Raw genomic sequence first — 19179 nt, 5'->3', positions numbered from 1 at the left:
ATGCAGAACGACCGGCAGACTGTTTTTCGCTTACCACTGAACGGGACTACTGGGCCGATTCGCCGCGCTCGCGCAGGTATCGCGTGTGGTCGGCCTGCTGATGGACGTCGCCGGCGTAGAAGCGTTCCGCGATCCGGTGCGCCTCGGTCTCCAGCAGTTCCAGTTGCGCGAGGAGTTCCTCGGCGGGCCGCTTGGCGGCGAACCACCACGGCAGATTCAGGTAGGTCTCCACCGAAAGCGGCAGATCCGTTCGCGCCAACCGGGTGACGGCGTGCTGGACGTCCGGGTTCGCCGCCCACCGCTCCGGCCGTGAAAGCAGGTCGTCGAGTATCTCGGCGATCCGCCGCACACCGTCCACAGAGGACACGGGCATCCGCTGCGCCCGTTCGGTCACCTTGCCCACGAGCGATTCGAGGTCCGCCCGCAGCTGCCCGGCCTCGGCGACGGCGTCCGCCGAGACCAGCCGGACCCGTTCGGGCGGCGCGAGCAGGGCGAACACCGCGTACAGCCCGGCGACGACCAGCGGCCACAATCCGCCGACGACACCGGTCAGGTAGAGCACCAGCCCGATCAGCCCGCCGACGCAGCCGGCGAGGTTCTTCGTGGAGCCGAAGTACCCGATCACTGGTACCCGCGGATTTCCTGGAACACCTTGGGGAGCACGTCGCCTCGCGCGTCGAACACGTTGCCACCGGTGCGTTTCGCGACCTCGCCGAGTTCGGCGGAGTCGCCTTCGCCGAAGATCACGGTGAACACCGGGATCTGCCGCATCGCCTCGGGCAGCGACGGGAATCTCTGCTGGAAGTCCGAGAACTTGGCGCCGTTCGCGTTCTGCCCGTCGGTCATCAGCACGATCGAGGTGAACCGATCGGGGTCACGCGCGACCAAGGGGCCCATGATGTCGTACGCGCGCTGAAGGCTGTCGTAGATCGCCGTGCCGCCGTTCGCGTCGAGGCCCTCGGCGAAGCGCTTGATCTTGTCCAACGCGGGCTGTGGATCGCCTTCCGGGACGGTGAACGTCTCCGGGGTGCCCGGCACGGTGTCGAACGGCAGCATCGTGACCTCTTCGCGGCTGCGGAACCGGCGATACCGCCCGGTCAGCGAACCGTCGGCGCCGGTCAGCCCGATCAGCGCGGCGCGCAGCGACTCGATCCGGTCGCCCGACATGGAACCGGAGGTGTCGAGCACGTACAGCGTCCGCGACGGCCGCCGGATCTTGTCGAAGTAGGCGCCCAGCAACGCGTCGACCGCCTGCTGCGTCGCCGGGAACGGAAGCTCCACGAGGTCCTTCTGAGCGAACTGCCGCCCCAGCTGGACCCCGGGCACGACCGGACGGCGTTGCGTGGTCTCCATGATCTTGCGCTGGGTGTCCGGCGTCCGCAGCCGCTCGGCCAGCTTGCGGTGCGCGTCCCGCGCGTCGGAGTTCGCGCTCTGCACCAACGTCAGCGGATAGTCCGCGGTCACCACCCCGTCGGAGGGATACACCAGCGTCAGCGGTTCGGGGAGTTTCCCGCTCGCGTTCATCGACAGCAGGACGGACTCGTAGTTGATCAGCCCGTCGACCTTCTTGCCGGGATCCTGCCCGCTCGCCCGTCGCTGGTATGCCTCGGAAAGCCAGCCGGACGAGCCCGCCGACATCGCCTGCGCGCTGAAGAACTCGGTCAGTTTTGGGGTGACGGAGGCGATCTGCCGCGCGTCGATCGCGTTGCCCGCCCCCGCGAGCGCCGAAGCGACCCCGACGAGCGCCGAGAAACCGGAGTTCGACGCCGACGGATCGGTCATGCCGTAGGTGAAGGCCTTCTTCCCCGCCTGTTCGGCGATCTCGCCCCAGCCCACCGGCCGCCCGGTCCAGCCGAGCCGCTGCGCGGCCGACGCGGACAGCCCGAGCACCACCGGCGAGCTCATGATCTTCACCTGCTCGCCCAGCCGTTTCGCGGCCTCCGGAACCGCCGCCGGATACCGGTTCGACGAGAACCACACGGCGTCGTACTGGCCGTCCACCTTGCCGTTCGCCAGCGACTCGGTGCCTTCCAGTGTCCCGGTGAACTGGAATTTGACCTTGACCCCGCTGGCCGCGGCTTCCTGTTCCAGCAGCGGCTGCAGGTCGGCCAGCTCGCTACCCGCGAGCACCCGCAACGTGCCGGCTTCGGCCTCCCCCAGGCCCGTCCCGCCTTCACTCGAATCGCAGGAAACCAGTGACAGCGCGCAGATCGCCGCCACCGTGAGCACAGCCCAGCGTTTCACGATGCCCCCTCGGCCGCCGCCGTCTCGTGAGACCGGCGCAGATGGTCTTCGGCCCGCCGGATCTCCCCGGACAGCGCCTCCACGGTCGCCGCCATCGTCGAGACGGCCCCCGCCTTGAATTCGTCGATCGCGTCGATGCTCCGGTAGATCCGCTCGAACGACTCGCGGATCGTCGCCACCGCCACCGCCGGGTCACTGCCCGCGCGCTGGATCTCGGCGCTGCGCAGTTCCAGCATCTCCGCGTTGGCCCTGATCAGCCCGTCGGTGGTCGCCCGCACGGCCTGGACCTCGTCGAGGACGTCACGCTGCCCGGCGAGCGCCCCGCTCACCACGAGCGCGACCCGCAGCGCCGCGACCGTCGTCGACACCGCCCGCTCGATCCCGCGGATCAGCTCGTCGTTGTTGCGCCGCACCAGGTCCAGCGCCAGATAGCCCTGCGCGCTGACGGCGAGCTGGGTCAGCAGGTCCTGATGCCGTTGCCGGATCGGATGCAGTGCGTCGGCCCGCAGCGCCTTGGCCCGCGCGGGATCGGTGAAGTCGAAGATCCCGGCCTGGCGGTCGACGGCCGTGTCGACGGCCTCGGCGAACGCGGCCGCTTCCGACAGCTTGCCGAGCGTCGCCCACAGCCGTTCTCGTTCACCCTTGAGCGCGGCGTTGTCCCGTCGCAAGACGTCTTGCCGCGCGCGCAGGTCCAGTACGAGCGCGTTCACCGGCTCGTTGGCCGCGCGGTAGCGGTCCAGCGCCTTCTTCGCGCTGCCCGCGACCGGAATCAGCCCCATCAGCTTGCGGCCCGTGATCGGCAGCTTCGCCGGATCGATCTCCGCCACGGCGCGCCGGAGCCCGGCCAGACTCACGGTCGCCTGGTGTTGCGGCGACCCGATTTCCGAGAGCGCCCGCGTCGACCGGTCCAGCAGCGCACCGGCGACGGTCGCCGCCGCGCGCATGTCGGACTCCCCGACCGCGAGCAGTTCGTCCAGGACGCGCGTGAAGTCCGGCGACCGCACGTCGAGCGCTTCGAGCCGCCGGGCGAAATCTTCCGCGCGCTTCGTGACTTCAGCGTGCACCTCGGGCGCGAGGGTGACCAGGCCGGCGGCCCGCTCGGCCGGGATCGCCTCCACCGGTTCGGGTGGAGTGAGCGTGAAATCGTCCATCAGTACTGCTTCTTCACCGCGTCGAGCAGACGCTCCAGCGTTTCGTACGACGGCGGCTCGACGGCGTCCACCAGATCCGCGGGCACCGGCGCCTTTGCCGCGGCGACGACGTCGGCGAACAGGCGCGGGTCCCCGGTGCGGAAACCGAAGGTGGCGGCGAGTTTCCCCAGCTCCGGGTCGGTCGCGAGCAGCCTGCCGACCTGGTCGCCGTTCGGTTTCAGCGGTACGAGCGTGTGCTTGGAGTACACCGTCGGCGCCGTGTAGAGCAGGCGCATGTCCGGCCGGATCGAACCGTCGGCGCGCACCAGCCTGTCGACGAACTGCGACTCGTAGATCAGCGCCATCGGCGTCTTGCCCATCCCCGCGGCGAGATAGTCCTCGAACGGGCCCTCGGTGCTGTTCTGCGTGTAGCCCTGGTCGATGAACAGCTTCGACACCGCGGGCAGCACCTTCGCCTCGGCTTCCGGCGTGCTGACCACGTTGTTCCCGTTGGCGACGAAGGAAACGATCGACAGGTACATCGCCGCCGAGTTCGATTCGCGCGGGTCCGTGGTCGTGACCAGCACGTTCTTGCGAGCGGGGAACGCGGTGTTACCGGGAAGCTGGTCCCAGCGCGTGCCCTTCTGCGCGAGTTCGAGGTACTTCGCGATGTCGAGCACCTGGTACTCGCCGGCGCCCTTGCGCACGATCCCGTTGGCGCTCAGGAGATTCACGATCGGCTCGAAGGTCGCGACCGCCATCGGCGACTGGAACGGCGTGTGCACGCCGGTCACCTGATGGTCGCGCTGGATCCGTTGCGCGGCCGGCGACGAGGACGGGAACGCGAACTCGTACTTCCCGAGATCCATACTCGCGATCTGCCGCGAGCCCGCGGTGTCGACCTCGACCTTCAGCCCGTGTTCGGCGAACGCGTCCGCCACCCGCTTGTCGGAGAAGAAGGCGAGCTTCTCCGAACCGATGACCCCGCGCACCGTGGTCAGATCCGTGCCCTGCGCGGTGTTCTCGTCATCGCCCCGGCCCCAGACGATCACCGCGGCCACGGCCAGCAGCAGTACCACGGCCAGGCCGATCGACAGACGGCGTTTCACCGGCCCACCCCCTCGTTCACGGGCTCGATCTTTCAGCCCGTTCGACTCTTTTGACGCGCGGGCGGGCCATTTCGAAGTGAACGATCGATGAACGGAAGCCGTCGGTAGTTTCTGACTAAACGCTGGGGTGCAAGGGAAATCAGATCACGGACTGTTCCGAGACCGGCAGGCACACGGTGAACCGCGTGTCACCCGGCGCCGAATCGACCCGCAGGTCGCCCTGATGCCGTTCGACGACGATGCGCCAGGAGATGTCCAGGCCGAGCCCCGTCCCCTGCCCCACCGGTTTCGTGGTGAAGAACGGCTCGAAGATCCGCTGCCGCACCTCCGCCGGGATACCGGGCCCGGTGTCGCCGATCTCGACGTGCACGTGGTCGTCCACCCTGGACGTCCGCAGGGTCAGCGTGCCCTCGCCGCCCATGGCGCCGAGCGCGTTGTCGATGACGTTCGTCCACACCTGGTTCAGGTCGGCCGCGTACGCCGGGATCCTCGGGATCGTGTGGTCGTACTCCTTCACCACGCGGATCCCCGGCGCGATCTTGCCCGCCAGCATCACGAGGGTCGAGTCGAGGCCTTCGTGGACGTCGATCCACTGGTGCGGCGCGCGGTCCATCTGGGAGTACTGCTTGGCCTTGCCGACCAGCACCGAGATCCGGGTGGTCGAATCCTCGATCTCGCCCATCAGCATCTCGGTCTCGAGCGCGTACGCGAGCCAGCGCACGGCACCGTCGAGGAAGGTCTCGCCGACCGAGTCGAGCAGCCGGTCCAGATCCGGCACGGTCAGGCCGGCGCGGACGTAGATGTCGGCGAGATCCCAGCCCTGGTCGATGCCGTGGCCGTCGAACCAGTCGCCGATCTCGTCCTCGCGGTCGGCCTGCTGCATCGCGGTCAGCTTCGGCGCCGACGCGACCTGTTTGACCAGCTGCTCCTGGATGTCGAGCAACTGCTCCAGCAGCGTCGGGTCGACGTTCTTCTTCGCCAGCATCGCGAGCTTGTGCCGCATCCCAGCGACCCGCTCCCGCAGCGACGCCGTCGCGCGGACGGCGGCGGCCGCCGGGTTGTTGAGTTCGTGGGTCAGCCCGGCGGAAAGCTCGCCGAGCGCCAGCAGCCGCCGACGCGAACCGATGACGGTGTCGCTGTTGCGCCAGCCGAGGTACATGCCCTCCAGCAGATGTGTCGCCATCGGGAACCAGCGGCGGAACTCGGTGGCGAACTCGGCCGCGGGCAGGGTCAGGAAGGTGAGGTCGCTGACCGCGTGCACCGAAGCGCCGTACGTGTGCTCGGTCTCCTGGTGCACGAAGAACTGCGTCGCGCCGCAGTACGCGCCGCGCTGATCAGACCGGATCGTCTCGACCTCGGTGCCGCCGACGAGCCGCGTCATCCGCAGCGCGCCCGACAGCAGGAGATAGAAGCAGGTGGCCGGTTCACCCTCGCGCATGACCGTGGTGCCGCCGGTGTACTGCTCCAGCACCGCGTGTTCGTCGATCCAGTCGAGCTGCTCCTCGCTGAGGTGCTCGAAGAGGAAGAGCCCGCGCAGTTCTTCCCTGGGCAGAACGCTCATTGCTCCTCCAAGTACCGGTGGACCAGGGTGACCGCCATGGCGCCTTCGCCGACGGCCGACGCGACACGTTTCACCGACGCGGCCCGGACGTCGCCCGCCACGAACACGCCCGGGATGGACGACTCCAGATAGTGCGGGTCGCGGTCCAGCGGCCAGCCGGGCGGCGGGCCGCCGTCGGTGAGCAGATCGGGGCCGGTGCGCACGAAACCGTGGTCGTCCCGCTGGATCTCCGTGCCGAGCCAGTCGGTGCGCGGGGCCGCGCCGATGAAGATGAACAGATGCCCGGTGGGCACGGTTTCGGTCGCGCCGCCGTTCTCGCACAGGGTCAGCCGTTCGAGGTGGTCGTCGCCGTGCGCCTCGACCACGGTGGTCCGGGTGCGGACGTGGATGTTCTCGATCCCGGCGATCTGCTCGATCAGGTAGTGCGACATCGACGCTTCGAGCGACTGGCCGCGGACGAGGATGGTGACGTCGGCGGCGTGTTTGGAGAAGAACACGGCCGCCTGCCCCGCCGAGTTCGCGCCGCCGACGATGTAGACGTGCTCGCCCTTGCACTCGGGCGCCTCGGTCGCGGCCGAGCCGTAGTACACACCGCGACCGGCCAGCTCGGCGACGCCGGGAGCCTCCAGCGCCCGGTAGGTGACGCCGCTGGCCAGCACCACGGAATGCGCGGAGATCTCGGTCCCGTCGCCGAACATGACCACCCGCGCGGAGCCGCGGGCCTCCAGGCCCACGACGTCGCGGGCGGTGAGCACTTCGGCGCCGAACTTGAGCGCCTGCCGCCGCGCGCGGTCGGTGAGCTGCGCGCCGGAAACGCCGTCCGGGAAGCCCAGGTAGTTCTCGATGCGGGAGCTGGTGCCCGCCTGCCCGCCGGTCGCCTTGCGCTCGACGATGACCGTGCGCAGCCCCTCCGACGCGCCGTACACGGCCGCCCCGAGCCCGGCGGGCCCGCCGCCGATCACGATCAGGTCGTAGAACTCCTGGGTCGGCCGGGTGGAGAGGCCGACGGCGTCGGCGAGTTCGGGCCCGGACGGCTGGCGCAGCACCGTGCCGTCCGGGGTGACCAGCACCGGGATGTCGTGCGGCGCCGCGTCCGCCGCTTCGAGGATCCGGCGGCCCTCGTCGTCGTCGACGGAGAACCAGCGGTACGGCACCGCGTTGCGCGCCAGGAAGTCGCGCAGGTGGAACGACGGCGAGGAGTACCGGTGACCGATGAGCTTGATCTCGTCGACCGGCCTCTCCCCCACCGCCCGCCACGTCTCCACCAGCGCGTCGACGACCGGATAGAGCTTCTCCTCCGGCGGGTCCCACGGCTTGAGGAGGTAGTGGTCGACGTCGACGACGTTGATCGCCTGGATCGCGGCGTCGGTGTCGGCGTAGGCGGTCAGCAGCGCGCGACGGGCGTTCGGGAACAGGTCCATCGCCTTCTCGAGGAAGACGATGCCGTCCATCTGCGGCATCCGGTAGTCGGCGAGGATCGCGGCCACGGCGTCGCCGCGCAGCTTGATCTCGCGCAACGCGTCGAGGGCGTCGGCGCCGGAATCGGCCCGGATGATCCGGTAGTCCTTTCCGTACCTTCGGCGCAGGTCACGGGCGACCGAGCGGGATACGGCGGGATCGTCGTCGACGGTCAACAGGATCGGCTGGCTCACCGGATCAGCCTATTACGTTGGGGGCGTGCTGACCGAAGCCGAAGAAGTGATCCACGCCCGTACCGCCGTCGCGTGCGAGGCGGCCACCGCGGCGGGGCTTCCCGGCCGGTTCGAGGCCTGGCGTGAAGACGGCCTGCTGGCGGTCCTGGCCACCGCGCCGGACCTGCGGTTCCTGCGCACGATCTCCGGGATCACCGAGGAGAACCTGCCGCAAGCGGTCCGGTTCGCCGGGGCGTCGTGCTGGGACGGCGACCCGCCGGTACTCGTGCTCCCGGAGGGCTTGCACCCGCGGGACACCGGTCTCGTGCCTGCCGGTGTCCGTCCGATCGCGACACTTCCGCTCACCGAGCTCGCGGCTTCGGACGCTGGCGTCGACACCTCCCCCGACATCGACGTCTTCCTCCGCGTCCTGCTCGACGGGTACGAGAGCGGAGACGCCGTGACCGCGTTCATGGCCGCCGAGCACGCCGACCCGCGGATCCGGCTGTCGCTGCTGGTCGAGGACGGGGTGCCGATCTCCGCCGCGGCCCTGAGTTCGCACGGGCCCGGCGTCCTCCTCGGCGGCTCGGCCACCCCGCGGGCGCATCGCGGGAAGGGGGCCCAGGCACGGCTGCTCCTCCACGGCCTGGCCGCGGCCGCCCGCGAAGGTCACCGGTTCGCCGTCGCGACCGCGGTCGAAGGTTCGCCGAGCCTGTCGAATCTGCGCCGAGCCGGAGCCGAGGTCCACTCGCGGCAGGCCTTCAGGCTTGGGTGAGCTTCCGCAGCCGGAAGGCGAGGACGAGCAGCATCACGCCGTACAGCAGGGCGTAGATCCCGGCCAGCAGGGCGATCCCGTACGCGCCGGCGATCGGGTTGAACACGATCACGATGCCCGCGATCAGCGAAAGCGCGCCCGCCGCGATGAGGAACGCCTCACCCTCGATCTGCTTGCGCAGCCGGATCGCCGCGACGATCTCGACGATGCCCGTGAAGATCGCCCAGAAGCCGACCAGGATGGCCAGCACCAGCACCGTGATCCCGGGCCAGATCAGGACGAGGACACCGGCGATGATCCCGAACGCGCCGAGGACACCGTAGGCGGCGCGATGGGCGGCGTCGCCCGGCCGGAAGGCCTGCACGATGCCGCCGATGCCGTCGAAGATGGCGTAGATGCCGTAGAGGATCGCGAGGGCCAGGACGGTCGTTCCCGGCCAGATCAGCGCGAGAATGCCGAAGAGGACGGCGAAAGCCCCGCGCACGGCGGCGAGCGGCCAGGCCAGGCGGGGTTCGACGACGGTGAGACCGACGAGAGGCATGTCCCGAGTATCGGAGCGCCCGTGCGGCCGCGCGCGGCACGCCACCCGTTGGGGTGAGGCCTTTCCCGCCCGCCCGCCGGCAGGTGTTGCGAAAGCCACTTTCGCAACCTTCAACGTCGCGAAAGTGGCTTTCGCAACCTACCCGCGCCCCCACGGTGAGGCCGGTGCGCGCCGCGACCGCCATCACGGCGCGCACCGGGGTCATCAGGGATAGGCGACCAGATTGGCCACGTTCGATCCCGAGTTCGCGGGCCCACCCCGGTCGTTGATCACCCGGGCGATGGTCCCGTTGCCACCGAGGGAGACGGCGACCATGCTGCGGAACCGGACACCCGGATTGTTCGGCACCTCGATCGCGCGATCCGCCACCACACTCGGATTCACGTTGAAGTAGCAGTAGCTGCCGAGCCCATAGGCCTCGTGGTTCGTCACCGAGTTCGCCACCTTGTAGGCCGCGTAACCCCGCGTCGATCCGTTCATCCAGGCGGCCTGATTCGGTGGGTCGTAAGGCATTTCGTTCTGGTAGAAGTACGTCCTGCCGCGTTCGCCGGCCCAGATCGTCTGGTACTTCTGGTAATGCTCGACGAACAGGCCGTACATCGTGACGTCGTCACCGTTGACGATCAGGCCCGTGTCGGCGGTGTTGGTGTTCCACCCCACCCCGCTGCCGTGGTCGGCGCGCCAGATCCACAGGTGGTCGCCGATGACGTCGTCGCTGTTGACCACCAGGCTGTTCGTGGCCTTGCCGACACCCGCCCCGCCGATGCGGAAGAACACGTCGTGCAGTGAAATCGGGTTTGCCGCGTGGTCCTGCGCCGAGCCCGCCGGGCCGACCTCCATGAGCGTGTTCGAGTTCGTGGTGCCCGCGTCGATCAGCACGCCGGCGACCTTCACGCCGTCGACGTCGGCCACCGTCATCGCGGTGATGCCGTTGTCCGGGATCAGCGTCGCCAGGCCGAGTCCGAGCACGACGGTGTCCGGCCGGGTGACGCGCAGCGTCTCGTCGAGGTGGTAGACGCCCGGGGTGATCAGGAGGTCCTTGCCTTCGGCGAGGGCCGCGTTGAGCTGCGACGCCGTCGTGCCGGGCTTCGCGATGAAGAACCGGCTGATCGGCAACGAAGCCCCTGGCTGGCTCGCGCCCCAGGTGATCCCGGAGGCATTGGTGCGCTTGGCAGGCACGAAGACCTGATACGCGCCCGCCGCGTCGACGTAGAGGAACGGCTTCTCCCGCACGACCGGTGTCGTGTTCACCGTGGTGTACGGCGGATTGGGAAAACTGGCCGGCGGCGCGCCGCCGACTCCGGCGAACACCATGTTCCAGTTGGAGCCGCTCCAGCTCCCGAACTGCGAGTTGCGCGAGATCCACTGCTGCTGCGAGCCGGACCGCACCTGACCGTCGACCTTCACGTCGGACATCCACCCGCCGCTCGACCAGCCCCCGTCGTCGAGCTGCAGGTTGCCGCGGACGTGCATGCGGCGGTACGGCGCGGCCTGCGAAACGGCCCACCGATCGGTGCCACCGGCCGGATTGACGGACAGGTTTTCCGCGCCACGCCAGAAGTTCTGCGTCGCGTTGCCCTGGAACCAGTCGGCCTCCGCGTGCACCGCGCCGTTGATCGTCACGTTGTCGGGAGACAGGCCGAGCCCCAGCACCTGCGTGTAGAACCCGACGTTCACGTCGACGTTGTACGAGCCCGGCTTGAACAGCAGCGCCTTCCGGTTCGAGCCGAACTGGCTGGTCTCCTGCTGTGAGAACACGCTGTTCACCTGGGACTGGATCGCCGACTGCGACATCCCTGGGTCGAAGACGAGCACGTTCGGCCCGAGATCGGGGTTGGCGGTGCCGGAGACCGGGGTGAGCCGGAAGGACTGGGCGCCGGTGCCGTTGCAGGCGTACTGCTGGAGCTGGGTGCTGTCCTGCGTCGAGAGACCCGGGATGTCCAGGCACTTGCCACTGTTGCGGCTCACGAAGTGATAGGCCCCACCCGATTCCTCGACCGGCAGCCACTGCTGGTTGTTGCCGCCGCCGTAGGCCCACAGGTGGATCAGCCCGCCGTCGGCCGTCGACACCTCGGCGACGTCCCATACCTGCGCCGGGGCGTTACGCGTGTTGACCCGGTAGTAGCCGCCCGAGGTGGGCTGGAACTGCCACTGCTGGGAAAAGGTCTGGTTGCAGGCGTACTGCTGGACGACCGTCCCGTTCGCCGTCCCGGCGGCACGCGCGTCCACGCATTTCCCGCCGGTGGTCGACACCGTGTACCAGGTGTCGGGGACGATGGCCGCCTGCGCCGCCGGAGCCGCCACCAACAGCGCTCCGACCAGGGAAAACAGGGCTATCAGGGCTGCTCTGGCCCTCATCAGGATCTCCTCCGCGTCATTCGGGCAGGGCGAGCTGAGGCGGAGCCCAGTGGAGACGCGGCGTAGCGGGCGGGGACCTCGGCGTCACGATGGTCGAAAACGTAACGGCGGTCACACGCGGAGTCAATACACGGCTAAAAATAAGTCGCAAAGATGCAGGTAGGCGGCTTCCGAGGGTCCACTGGCCGCATAGAGTGACCCCCGCGTGAACCGGCTTCGCGGGCGGTGTAATGTATGTACACACGAGATGCGGAGAACGAATCCGCTCCGGGGCTATGGCGCAGCTGGTAGCGCACCTCACTGGCAGTGAGGGGGTCAGGGGTTCGAGTCCCCTTAGCTCCACAGTACGAAACCCTCCCGAATCAGCGGAATTTCCGCAGGTCAGGGAGGGTTTTTTCGTTACACCCTTCCGCCGGCGACGGCACGAACTCTCGGCGCGATGGCGCGAAGGTTCAGCGACGAGCCGTCTTCACGGGCGTCAGCCATTTCACGGTCGGGCCGGCGCCGATGCCGTGCAGCACCACGCTGCCGAGGACCAGGGTGACGGTGATGAGCAGGATGGTGTCGGCGACCGGCCCCTCGGGGAGGCGGTTGAAGGCGAGGAGCCCGAAGACGACCGACGTGGTGCCGCGCGGCCCGAGCATCCCGACCTGCAGACGTTCGCGATGGGTCAGTGCCGATCCGGCGAGAGAGAGGTGGACGGGAATGACGCGGACCACGGTGATCGCCGCGAAGCAGAACAGCGCGACCTGCCACGGGAGTCCGGAGGAGAACGCCAGAACGGCGCTCACGCCCACGACGAACCACAGCGTCATGGTCAACAGCGAGGTGAAGTCTTCCAGCAGGCGGAAGTCCTCGTCCAACGCACCGGCGCGCACGAGGTCGCGTCCTGCCGGGGAACGATGGATCTGCCTGGCCTTTGCCAACCGGTGAACGTAACGAAACGTGACGCCACAGACGAAAGAGGCCACGAACCCGTTGCCGTCGATGGCGACGGTGGCGGTGTAGGTCAGTAACGGCACCAGCAGCACCGCGACGCGCCCGGACTGTTCCGTGAGCCAGCGCGCGCGGTGGGCCGCGGTCAGCAGCAACGCCAGTCCCGCGCCGAACAGCACGCCGGCGATCAGGGCTTTGAGCGCGAACGGCAACACGGTCCCCAGCGCGTCCAGCGGTGTCCGTTGCTGAGTCCGGTCGCCGGCCAGTATCAGCGCGAAGAGAAACAAGGGAGAAACGATTCCGTCGTTGTAGCCGCTTTCCACGTTGAGCACACTGCGAACACGCGAGGGCAGGCCACGGTCGCGCACGACCCGTTCGGCGGGGGCGAAGTCGATCGGCACGACGACCCCGGCGAGCAACAGGAGCACCGGCCACGGCAGGCCGGGGAGCAGCAACCAGCCGAGCAGCATCGCCGCGACGAGGCTGATCGGCATCGCGATGAGCAGCACCCTGGCCACCAGGCCGGGCGAGCTGCCCCACAACCGTCCGCCGCGAACCTCGGTCGCGTCCACGAACAGCAACACCGCGAGGACGATCTCCGCCACGTACAGCATGGCTTCGGTGTTGAGCGCGATCGCGATGGAACTCTCGTTGACGAGGCCGATCACAACGCCCGCGGCGACCATGACGACCGGCGCGCCGAGGTTCCACCGGTCCAGCCGTGACGCCAAGAACGAACGGATCGCGATGGCGACCGCGACCATGAGCAAGAGCGAGTTCATGTGACCGTGCTTCGGATCGATTCCAATGTCGGCGGAAGCCTACCCGCCTGCACTGACCACTGTGGACTCACCAGTCCCGTCCACAGTGGTTCCTCACGTGCCCGATCGCCCGCCGGTCGGCGGGTACGGTCCCGCCACCCGGCTGGACGGTCCGACCGGTTCACGGGTGTCGCGAGGCCCGCCGTGCGACGGAAGATCGACGAGCCGACTCTGCGCCCCAGGTCGCGCTTCTTGGCCACGTGACCGAAGAAAACGGAGTTGTTTCACCGTGCGCACCCCGATCGACCGCTCGACCTGGCGAATGCTCGTGGGCTACGTCAAGCCACAGCGACGCACAGTCCTCTTTGGAGGGACACTCGTCTTGCTCGGTGGCCTCGCCGCCGCGGCCCAGCCCCTGGCGGCGAAGGCGTTGGTGGACCGGCTGGGCTCGAGTGACGGGATCACCGGTCTGCTTGCGCTGCTGGTCGGGCTCGCGCTGGCCGGTGCCGTGATCTCCGTGATCGGTGACTACCTGCTCGAACGGGCAGGCGAGTCGGTGGTGCTGGTCGCCAGGAAACGACTGGCCCGGCGGCTGATCTCGTTGCGTGTGCCCGCCGTGCGACGCGCCGAGCCCGGAGACCTGCTTTCCCGGTTCACCGGCGACACGACGTTGCTGCGCGAGGTGTGCACGCACGCGTTCGTCGCACTGGTCACCGGCACGGTGACGACCATCGTGATGGTCGCGATGATGGGCTTCATGGACCTCGCCCTGCTGGGCGTCACCTTGGCGGTGCTCCTGCTCGTCGGCCTGCTCGCCGCCGCCGGGATGCCGATGATCGAGAAGGCTTCCCACGCCGCCCAGAGCGCGGTCGGCGAGACCGGTGCGCGGCTGGAGCGGGTGCTCGGTGCCTTCCGCACCGTCAAGGCCGCCGGCGCCGAAACCAGGGAGATCGCCGCGATCGAACGCGGCGCCGAGGACGCCTGGCGTGCCGGTGTCCGTTCGGCGCGGTGGGAGTCGCTGGTGCACGGCGCGAACACCCTCGCGGTACAGGCCTCCTTCCTCGCCGTGCTCGGTATCGGTGGCGCGCGGGTGGCGACCGGTGCCATGTCACTGTCCTCTTTGGTGGCCTTCCTGCTGTTCCTGTTCTATTTGCACGAACCGATCGGGCAGCTGCTGCACGCGGGCAGCAGGCTGCAGATCGGGCTGGCCGCGATTCGCCGCCTGTCCGAGATCGAGGCGATGCCCGCCGAGCGGACTGGTACCGCCGATGTCGAGCCGGACACGGTCGGCCATCGAGGAGAAGGCCTCACCTTCGAGGACGTGCGGTTCCGGTACGAGCCGGACGGGCCGGAGGTCTTGTGTGGCGTGAGCGTCGACATCCCGGCGGTGGGCATGACGGCGTTCGTCGGTCCTTCCGGTGCGGGCAAATCCACGCTCTTCGGGTTGGTCGAGCGGTTCCACGAACCGGACTCCGGCCGGATCCTGCTGGACGGCCGCGACCTGGCAGGCTGGGATCTGGCGAGCCTGCGTGCGGACATCGGCTACGTCGAACAGGATGCCCCGCTGCTCTCCGGGACATTGCGGGACAACCTCGTCTACGGGAGGCCGGACGCCACCGAGGAGGAGATCCGCGACGCGGTGGCGCAGACCCGGCTGGATACGCTCGTCGACCGCCTTCCCGACGGGCTCGACACCGCCGTCGGACACCGCGGGAACTTCCTGTCCGGCGGTGAGCGGCAACGGGTCGCGCTCGCCCGAGCGCTGATCCGGCGTCCTCGCCTTCTGCTGCTCGACGAGATCACCTCACAACTGGACGCCGCGAACGAGATGGCGATCCGTGACGTGGTCACGACGGTGGCGAAGACGACGACCGTCATCGTCGTGGCGCATCGGCTGTCGACGGTCACGCAGGCTGACCGGATCGTGGTGCTGGACAACGGGATCGTGCGGGCGACCGGCACACACGACGAACTGCTCGCGAACGATCTGCTGTACGCCGGCTTCGCCGCCACCCAGCTGCTCACCGGTGAACGCGACGCATGATTCAGCCCATGGTGCGAAAGCCCATGACCGGGAAGTCAAGGCGGCGGGGCTGGTGTCCGTGAGGGCCTCCTTCCCTACTCTCAAGGTAGGGAAGGAGGCCCTCACGGACCTCCAGAACAGGACATTCGCCGGGAACTCCAGCGCCACCGCCTTTCCCAACAGCATCATCACACGTCGCGAAAGCCACTTTCGGGACATCACATGTCTCGAAAGTGGCTTTCGCGCCGCGCCGCAACTTGCCGACCTCGACACACCCGGTCGCCGATCAGGACGCCGAAACGGAATAGCTGTTCGCCGAGAAGTTCATGCCACCGCTGGACGACGTGATCTCGAAACCGAACTGGACCTCACCGACCGTCACGTCGCCGTACCAGCCGCGATTCTTGATCCAGTTCAGCACGGCCAGCACATCGACCGAACCCGCGTTCGTGTCGGAGGTGCGCAGGAAGGAGAACACCGCGTTGGCGCCGTTGCTCCCCCGGTAGACGTCCCAGGTGTGGCCACCGACGGATACCGTGGTCTCCTTCGAACCGATCGCGCCCACCGCGCCCTGTTTGTTCATCCACAGCATGATCTCGTAGGCGTTGTTGTTCGCCCAGATGTCGTACGCCGTCGCGTACGCGCCGCCACCCGGCCTGGAGACGTTGAAACTGCTGGAAAGGCTCCGCAGTCCGCTCAACTGGCGGCCGACGTTCTTCGCCGAATGCGGATACGACTTCACCCCGCCGGTGTTCGGGTGGTCCGCCCAGACACCGAAGTCGCTGTAGGAGTTCGCCCAGATCGATTGCGGGCCGGCGCCGCCGCCCCAGACGTTGTTGCGGACGGTGTAGCCGCCGTTCGACCAGGTCCCCCACTTGTCCGAAGAGCTCCAGGTGGCGGCCTGTGCCGTCCCGCCCGTCACCAGGACGGCGACCAGCGCCATGACGACACCGCCGATCGAGAATCGTGCTTGCCTGCGCATAGCCGGGTTCCTTCCGTGTCTTCGCCAGGGCCTTTACCGAAGGGAGAACGTGCTGATTCTCGAGCCGGACGTGAAGACGAGATAGACGTCGTGCCGTCCGCTCAGTCCGGACACCGTCGCGCTGGTGGTCGAGTACGTGTACTTGTCACCGGTACTGGCGATCCGCGCGGTTCCGGCGAGCCTGCCGCGCGGGCCGCCGAGCCGGATTTCGACGGTGGACGTTCCGGGTTCGGCGCGAGCCGTCCGGGCGGTGAATGTCCTTGCCCCGGAACGGAAGTCCACGTCGCTGAAGCGCAGCCAGTCTCCCGCGCCGACACCGACCGCGTCACCGCGGGCCTTGCTTTCGTCGACCAGTTCGACACCCGAGTAGTCGTCGAAGTCGATCGCCCTGGTGTCCCTGGTCAGGTCACGCGGCGGGATCCGCTCGCCTCGTACGGGGAGCGCGGAGCGCAGCCTGACGTCGGAAGCGGACGCCCCGACCATGACTTCGTGGACGGACGATTCCAGTACCCATTTGCCCCGGGTGACATCCCAATGCCTGAGGTCGGGCACCGACAGGCGCACCGTCTTGGTCTGCCCGGGTTCGAGGTTCACTCGCTGGAAGGCACGGAGCTGCCGATTCGGCTGCCTGTCACGGGAGACGACCTGGTGGGTGTAGAGCTGCACGACTTCGTCACCGGCGCGTTCGCCGGTGTTGGTCACCTTCACCGTCGCGTCGAACGTCCCTTGTGGACCCGGTTTGCCGAGGCGCAGGTCGCTGTAGCGGAAATCGGTGTAGGACAGGCCGTGCCCGAAGGCGTAGAGCGGGTCACCGGCGAAGTACTGGTAAGTGCTGCCGCGTTTCATGATGTCGTAGTCGAGGATGTCCGGGAGGTCGGCGTCCGAGCGGTACCAGGTCTGGGTGAGGCGGCCCGCGGGGTTCACGTCGCCGTACAGCACGTCGGCCAGTGCGTTGCCGGTCTCCTGGCCGGCGTGTGAGGTCCACAGGATCGCCGGGACGTTCTCCTGCTCCCAGCCCAGGGTCGTGGGATAACTGTTCTCGACCACCACGACGGTGTTCGGGTTCGCCTCGCGCACGGCCTTGATCAACTCGCTCTGGCTCTCCGCCAGTGCCATCGTGGTGCGGTCATGGTCTTCCCTGCCGTTGATGAACGGCATGCTGCCCACCACCACGACCGCCGTTTCGGCCGAACGCGCCGCCTTCACCGCACTGTCGATCCCCGAGGTGACCCGTTCCTTGCGGAACTTGGCCGCCCCGGCCGCGTTCGGCGAGCCCAAGGTGAGCGTGCCGTCGGCGGCGACGGTGAGATAGCTGTTCGGACCGTCCCAGTCGTTCGGGGTTTCGTAACCGGCGTACCTGATCACGACCGTGCCGTCCCCCGCGTCCTCCAGCTTGAACTGCTGGTGGACGAACCAGTCCCGCGGCTGTGGTGCCTGGTTGACGAACCGGCTGGTGGCGTCCGCGAGGTTCTGCCGCTCGACGTACTTGCCGTTGGCCACGCCGCGCAAGGTCAGCACGCCGTCGCCCCAGCCGAAGACGTCGAACTGTTCCGTGGCGCCGGCGCTGGTGGGACCGGTTTTGAGCACCGTGCCCGTCTCGCCCGCGCCGCCACTGAGGTACTTGCCGGTGACCGCGTCGCGCAAGGCGATCCTGTCCACGGCCTCGGTGTCGGTGACCCGCGCCCCAGCGCCGAGCCGCGCGCGGATCCCGTCCACCGGGGTCACCTTGTACGGCAGTCCGCCGGAGTACCAGTCGGTGTACAGGGTCTTCTCCAGCGGCCCGATGACCGCGACGCTCCGCTTCGGATCCAGCGGCAGGGTGCCGCGATCGTTCTTCAGCAGCACCATGGCCTCGCCCGCCGCCTCACGGGCGAGGCGCCGGTGCGCCGGGCTGTTGACCACGTCCTTGCCGATCTTGGCGTACGGGCCGCCGTCCGGGTCGAACTCGCCGAGCCGGAAGCGGACGCTCAGGACGTGCTTGACCGCCTTGTCGATGTCGGCTTCGGCGAGCAACCCCTTGGCCAGCGCGGAGGTGACGATCCTGATGGTGTTCGCGGGGTCCTGGTTGTCGACGGTGAAACCGTCGAGACCGGCTTTGAGCGCGGCCGCGAACGCCTCCTCGCTGGTGCCGAAGTACTTCTGTGAGCCGTTCAGGTTGTGCGGGCCGGCGGCGTCACTGACGTTGTAGAGCGTCTTGCCGGTCCAGGAGCGCACCACCTCGTCGAGATCGGGATTGACCGTCGCCGGCCGTCCGTTGACGAGGTTGTACGAGCTCATCACGCCGGTCGCCGCGGCGGCCGCGATCGCCGCTTTGAACGCCTGCTCGTCGTATTCCCGCAGGACCCGTGGACGCAGGTTGGACGACGTCGTCGTGCGGTCGACCTCGTTGTTGTTGGCCAAGTAGTGCTTCAGTACCGGAGCGGTCTTGAGGTAATGGGGATGCCCGCCGACCATTCCCTTTCCGTACGCCGTCGAAATCGCCCCGGTCAGCAAGGGATCTTCGGAGTACCCTTCCTCGTTGCGTCCCCACCGCGGGTCACGCAGCAGGTTCACCACCGGCGCCCACAATTGGAGACCCCAGAAACCGGGGTCCTGCGAGTGGTAACCCCGCGCCTCGTCACCGACGACCGATCCGACCCGTTCGATCAACGCCGGATTCCAGGTGGAAGCCAGCCCGATCGCCTGCGGGAAGACCGTGGCGTTCGCGGTCACGACGGTGCCGTTCGTCCGCTCCGTCGTCCAGCCGAGGCCGTGGAGCGCTTCGGTGCCCGTTTTGAACTCGGGTATCCCCAGTCGCGGTATCGCCGGCTGGAACTGGTGCAGCAACGAGACTTTCTCGGCAAGGGTCAGCCGCCGGACCAGATCGTCCACCCTCGCCGCCAGCGGAAGGCCGGGATCACGGAACGGGTGGTCGTCCGGCTCGTCCGCGACCGCCGGGGAAGCGAGTCCCAGCAGCAGGGCGACCGTGGTGGCGAACATACCCGTCCGGCGGAAGCGGAGGGAGAAAGCTGCTCTGCGCATGGGAACTCCGTCACTTATCGAAGCGCTTCGATGAACTTCGTGGAGGTGTCCGGGGCATTCGTGTGCAGTATCCGACGCAGTCGGATCGAACGAGAAGACCGAGTGTC

13 protein-coding genes and 1 tRNA gene are annotated in these 19179 nt (G+C 68.3%); 3 read left to right on the top strand and 11 right to left on the bottom strand.

The window, feature by feature from the left end; genetic code table 11:
• Positions 1-46: 46 nt before the first annotated feature.
• The 6 genes from ACFWIW_RS03830 to ACFWIW_RS03805 all read right to left on the bottom strand — a co-directional run bounded on the left by ACFWIW_RS03830 (position 47) and on the right by ACFWIW_RS03805 (position 7696).
• A complete protein-coding gene (locus ACFWIW_RS03830) occupies positions 47-625 on the bottom strand; it encodes a hypothetical protein (protein ID WP_378366988.1) in 579 nt (192 codons plus the stop codon).
• Positions 622-2244 carry a substrate-binding domain-containing protein gene (locus ACFWIW_RS03825; protein WP_378366987.1) on the bottom strand — a complete coding sequence of 541 codons (1623 nt, stop codon included), beginning with the start codon at positions 2242-2244 and terminating at the stop codon, positions 622-624. The genes ACFWIW_RS03830 and ACFWIW_RS03825 overlap by 4 nt, the downstream gene beginning before the upstream one ends.
• Positions 2241-3395, bottom strand: coding sequence for a toxic anion resistance protein (locus ACFWIW_RS03820; protein ID WP_378366986.1), 1155 nt, complete (start codon positions 3393-3395; stop codon positions 2241-2243). Before ACFWIW_RS03820 ends, ACFWIW_RS03825 begins: the two co-directional genes overlap by 4 nt.
• Positions 3395-4483 carry a hypothetical protein gene (locus ACFWIW_RS03815; RefSeq protein ID WP_378366985.1) on the bottom strand — a complete coding sequence of 363 codons (1089 nt, stop codon included), beginning with the start codon at positions 4481-4483 and terminating at the stop codon, positions 3395-3397. The genes ACFWIW_RS03820 and ACFWIW_RS03815 overlap by 1 nt, the downstream gene beginning before the upstream one ends.
• A gap of 139 nt (positions 4484-4622) precedes the next feature.
• Positions 4623-6044 carry an ATP-binding protein gene (locus tag ACFWIW_RS03810; RefSeq protein WP_378366984.1) on the bottom strand — a complete coding sequence of 474 codons (1422 nt, stop codon included), beginning with the start codon at positions 6042-6044 and terminating at the stop codon, positions 4623-4625.
• Complete coding sequence (locus ACFWIW_RS03805; RefSeq protein ID WP_378366983.1) at positions 6041-7696, bottom strand: FAD-dependent oxidoreductase; 1656 nt, start codon at positions 7694-7696, stop codon at positions 6041-6043. Before ACFWIW_RS03805 ends, ACFWIW_RS03810 begins: the two co-directional genes overlap by 4 nt.
• A 25-nt stretch (positions 7697-7721) precedes the next feature.
• Here ACFWIW_RS03805 and ACFWIW_RS03800 point away from each other — a divergent pair, with 25 nt between their 5' ends.
• Positions 7722-8450, top strand: coding sequence for a hypothetical protein (locus tag ACFWIW_RS03800; RefSeq protein WP_378366982.1), 729 nt, complete (start codon positions 7722-7724; stop codon positions 8448-8450).
• On the opposite strand, the gene ACFWIW_RS03795 is transcribed toward ACFWIW_RS03800, so the two are convergent.
• Together ACFWIW_RS03795 and ACFWIW_RS03790 are read right to left on the bottom strand one after the other, a co-directional pair.
• Positions 8437-8991, bottom strand: a complete 555-nt coding sequence (locus ACFWIW_RS03795) for an HdeD family acid-resistance protein (protein ID WP_378366981.1) — start codon at positions 8989-8991, stop codon at positions 8437-8439. The genes ACFWIW_RS03800 and ACFWIW_RS03795 overlap by 14 nt on opposite strands.
• Positions 8992-9195: 204 nt before the next feature.
• Entirely contained in the window at positions 9196-11349 is a 2154-nt protein-coding gene (locus ACFWIW_RS03790; RefSeq protein WP_378366980.1) for an RICIN domain-containing protein, read from the bottom strand.
• A gap of 269 nt (positions 11350-11618) precedes the next feature.
• Here ACFWIW_RS03790 and ACFWIW_RS03785 point away from each other — a divergent pair.
• A tRNA-Ala gene (locus ACFWIW_RS03785) sits at positions 11619-11691 on the top strand.
• A 110-nt stretch (positions 11692-11801) separates the two neighbouring features.
• On the opposite strand, the gene ACFWIW_RS03780 is transcribed toward ACFWIW_RS03785, so the two are convergent.
• The gene (locus tag ACFWIW_RS03780) at positions 11802-13067 is read right to left on the bottom strand and encodes a cation:proton antiporter (RefSeq protein WP_378366979.1); all 1266 of its coding nucleotides are present in this window, start codon (positions 13065-13067) and stop codon (positions 11802-11804) included.
• 268 nt (positions 13068-13335) lie between these two features.
• On the opposite strand from ACFWIW_RS03780, the gene ACFWIW_RS03775 reads away from it, so the two are divergent.
• Entirely contained in the window at positions 13336-15090 is a 1755-nt protein-coding gene (locus ACFWIW_RS03775; RefSeq protein ID WP_378366978.1) for an ABC transporter ATP-binding protein, read from the top strand.
• Positions 15091-15355: 265 nt separating this feature from the next.
• Here the strand turns inward: ACFWIW_RS03775 and ACFWIW_RS03770 are convergent, their stop codons facing one another.
• Both ACFWIW_RS03770 and ACFWIW_RS03765 read right to left on the bottom strand, forming a co-directional pair.
• A complete protein-coding gene (locus ACFWIW_RS03770; protein WP_378366977.1) occupies positions 15356-16051 on the bottom strand; it encodes a hypothetical protein in 696 nt (231 codons plus the stop codon).
• Between the two features lie 33 nt (positions 16052-16084).
• Positions 16085-19072 carry a glycoside hydrolase family 3 C-terminal domain-containing protein gene (locus ACFWIW_RS03765; protein WP_378366976.1) on the bottom strand — a complete coding sequence of 996 codons (2988 nt, stop codon included), beginning with the start codon at positions 19070-19072 and terminating at the stop codon, positions 16085-16087.
• Between the last annotated feature and the right edge of the window lie 107 nt (positions 19073-19179).

This window comes from Amycolatopsis sp. NPDC058340 (assembly GCF_042723975.1).
GTDB lineage: Bacteria > Actinomycetota > Actinomycetes > Mycobacteriales > Pseudonocardiaceae > Amycolatopsis.
Note: the sequence above shows the minus strand (reverse complement) of the source record. Positions and strands in the feature narration are given on the sequence as shown.

Coding starts and splice junctions, on each gene's coding strand:
- ACFWIW_RS03820 (WP_378366986.1), bottom strand. CDS start 3,395: ATGGACGATTTCACGCTCACTCCACCCGAACCGGTGGAGGCGATCCCG.
- ACFWIW_RS03810 (WP_378366984.1), bottom strand. CDS start 6,044: ATGAGCGTTCTGCCCAGGGAAGAACTGCGCGGGCTCTTCCTCTTCGAG.
- ACFWIW_RS03770 (WP_378366977.1), bottom strand. CDS start 16,051: ATGCGCAGGCAAGCACGATTCTCGATCGGCGGTGTCGTCATGGCGCTG.
- ACFWIW_RS03765 (WP_378366976.1), bottom strand. CDS start 19,072: ATGCGCAGAGCAGCTTTCTCCCTCCGCTTCCGCCGGACGGGTATGTTC.
- ACFWIW_RS03780 (WP_378366979.1), bottom strand. CDS start 13,067: ATGAACTCGCTCTTGCTCATGGTCGCGGTCGCCATCGCGATCCGTTCG.
- ACFWIW_RS03795 (WP_378366981.1), bottom strand. CDS start 8,991: ATGCCTCTCGTCGGTCTCACCGTCGTCGAACCCCGCCTGGCCTGGCCG.
- ACFWIW_RS03790 (WP_378366980.1), bottom strand. CDS start 11,349: ATGAGGGCCAGAGCAGCCCTGATAGCCCTGTTTTCCCTGGTCGGAGCG.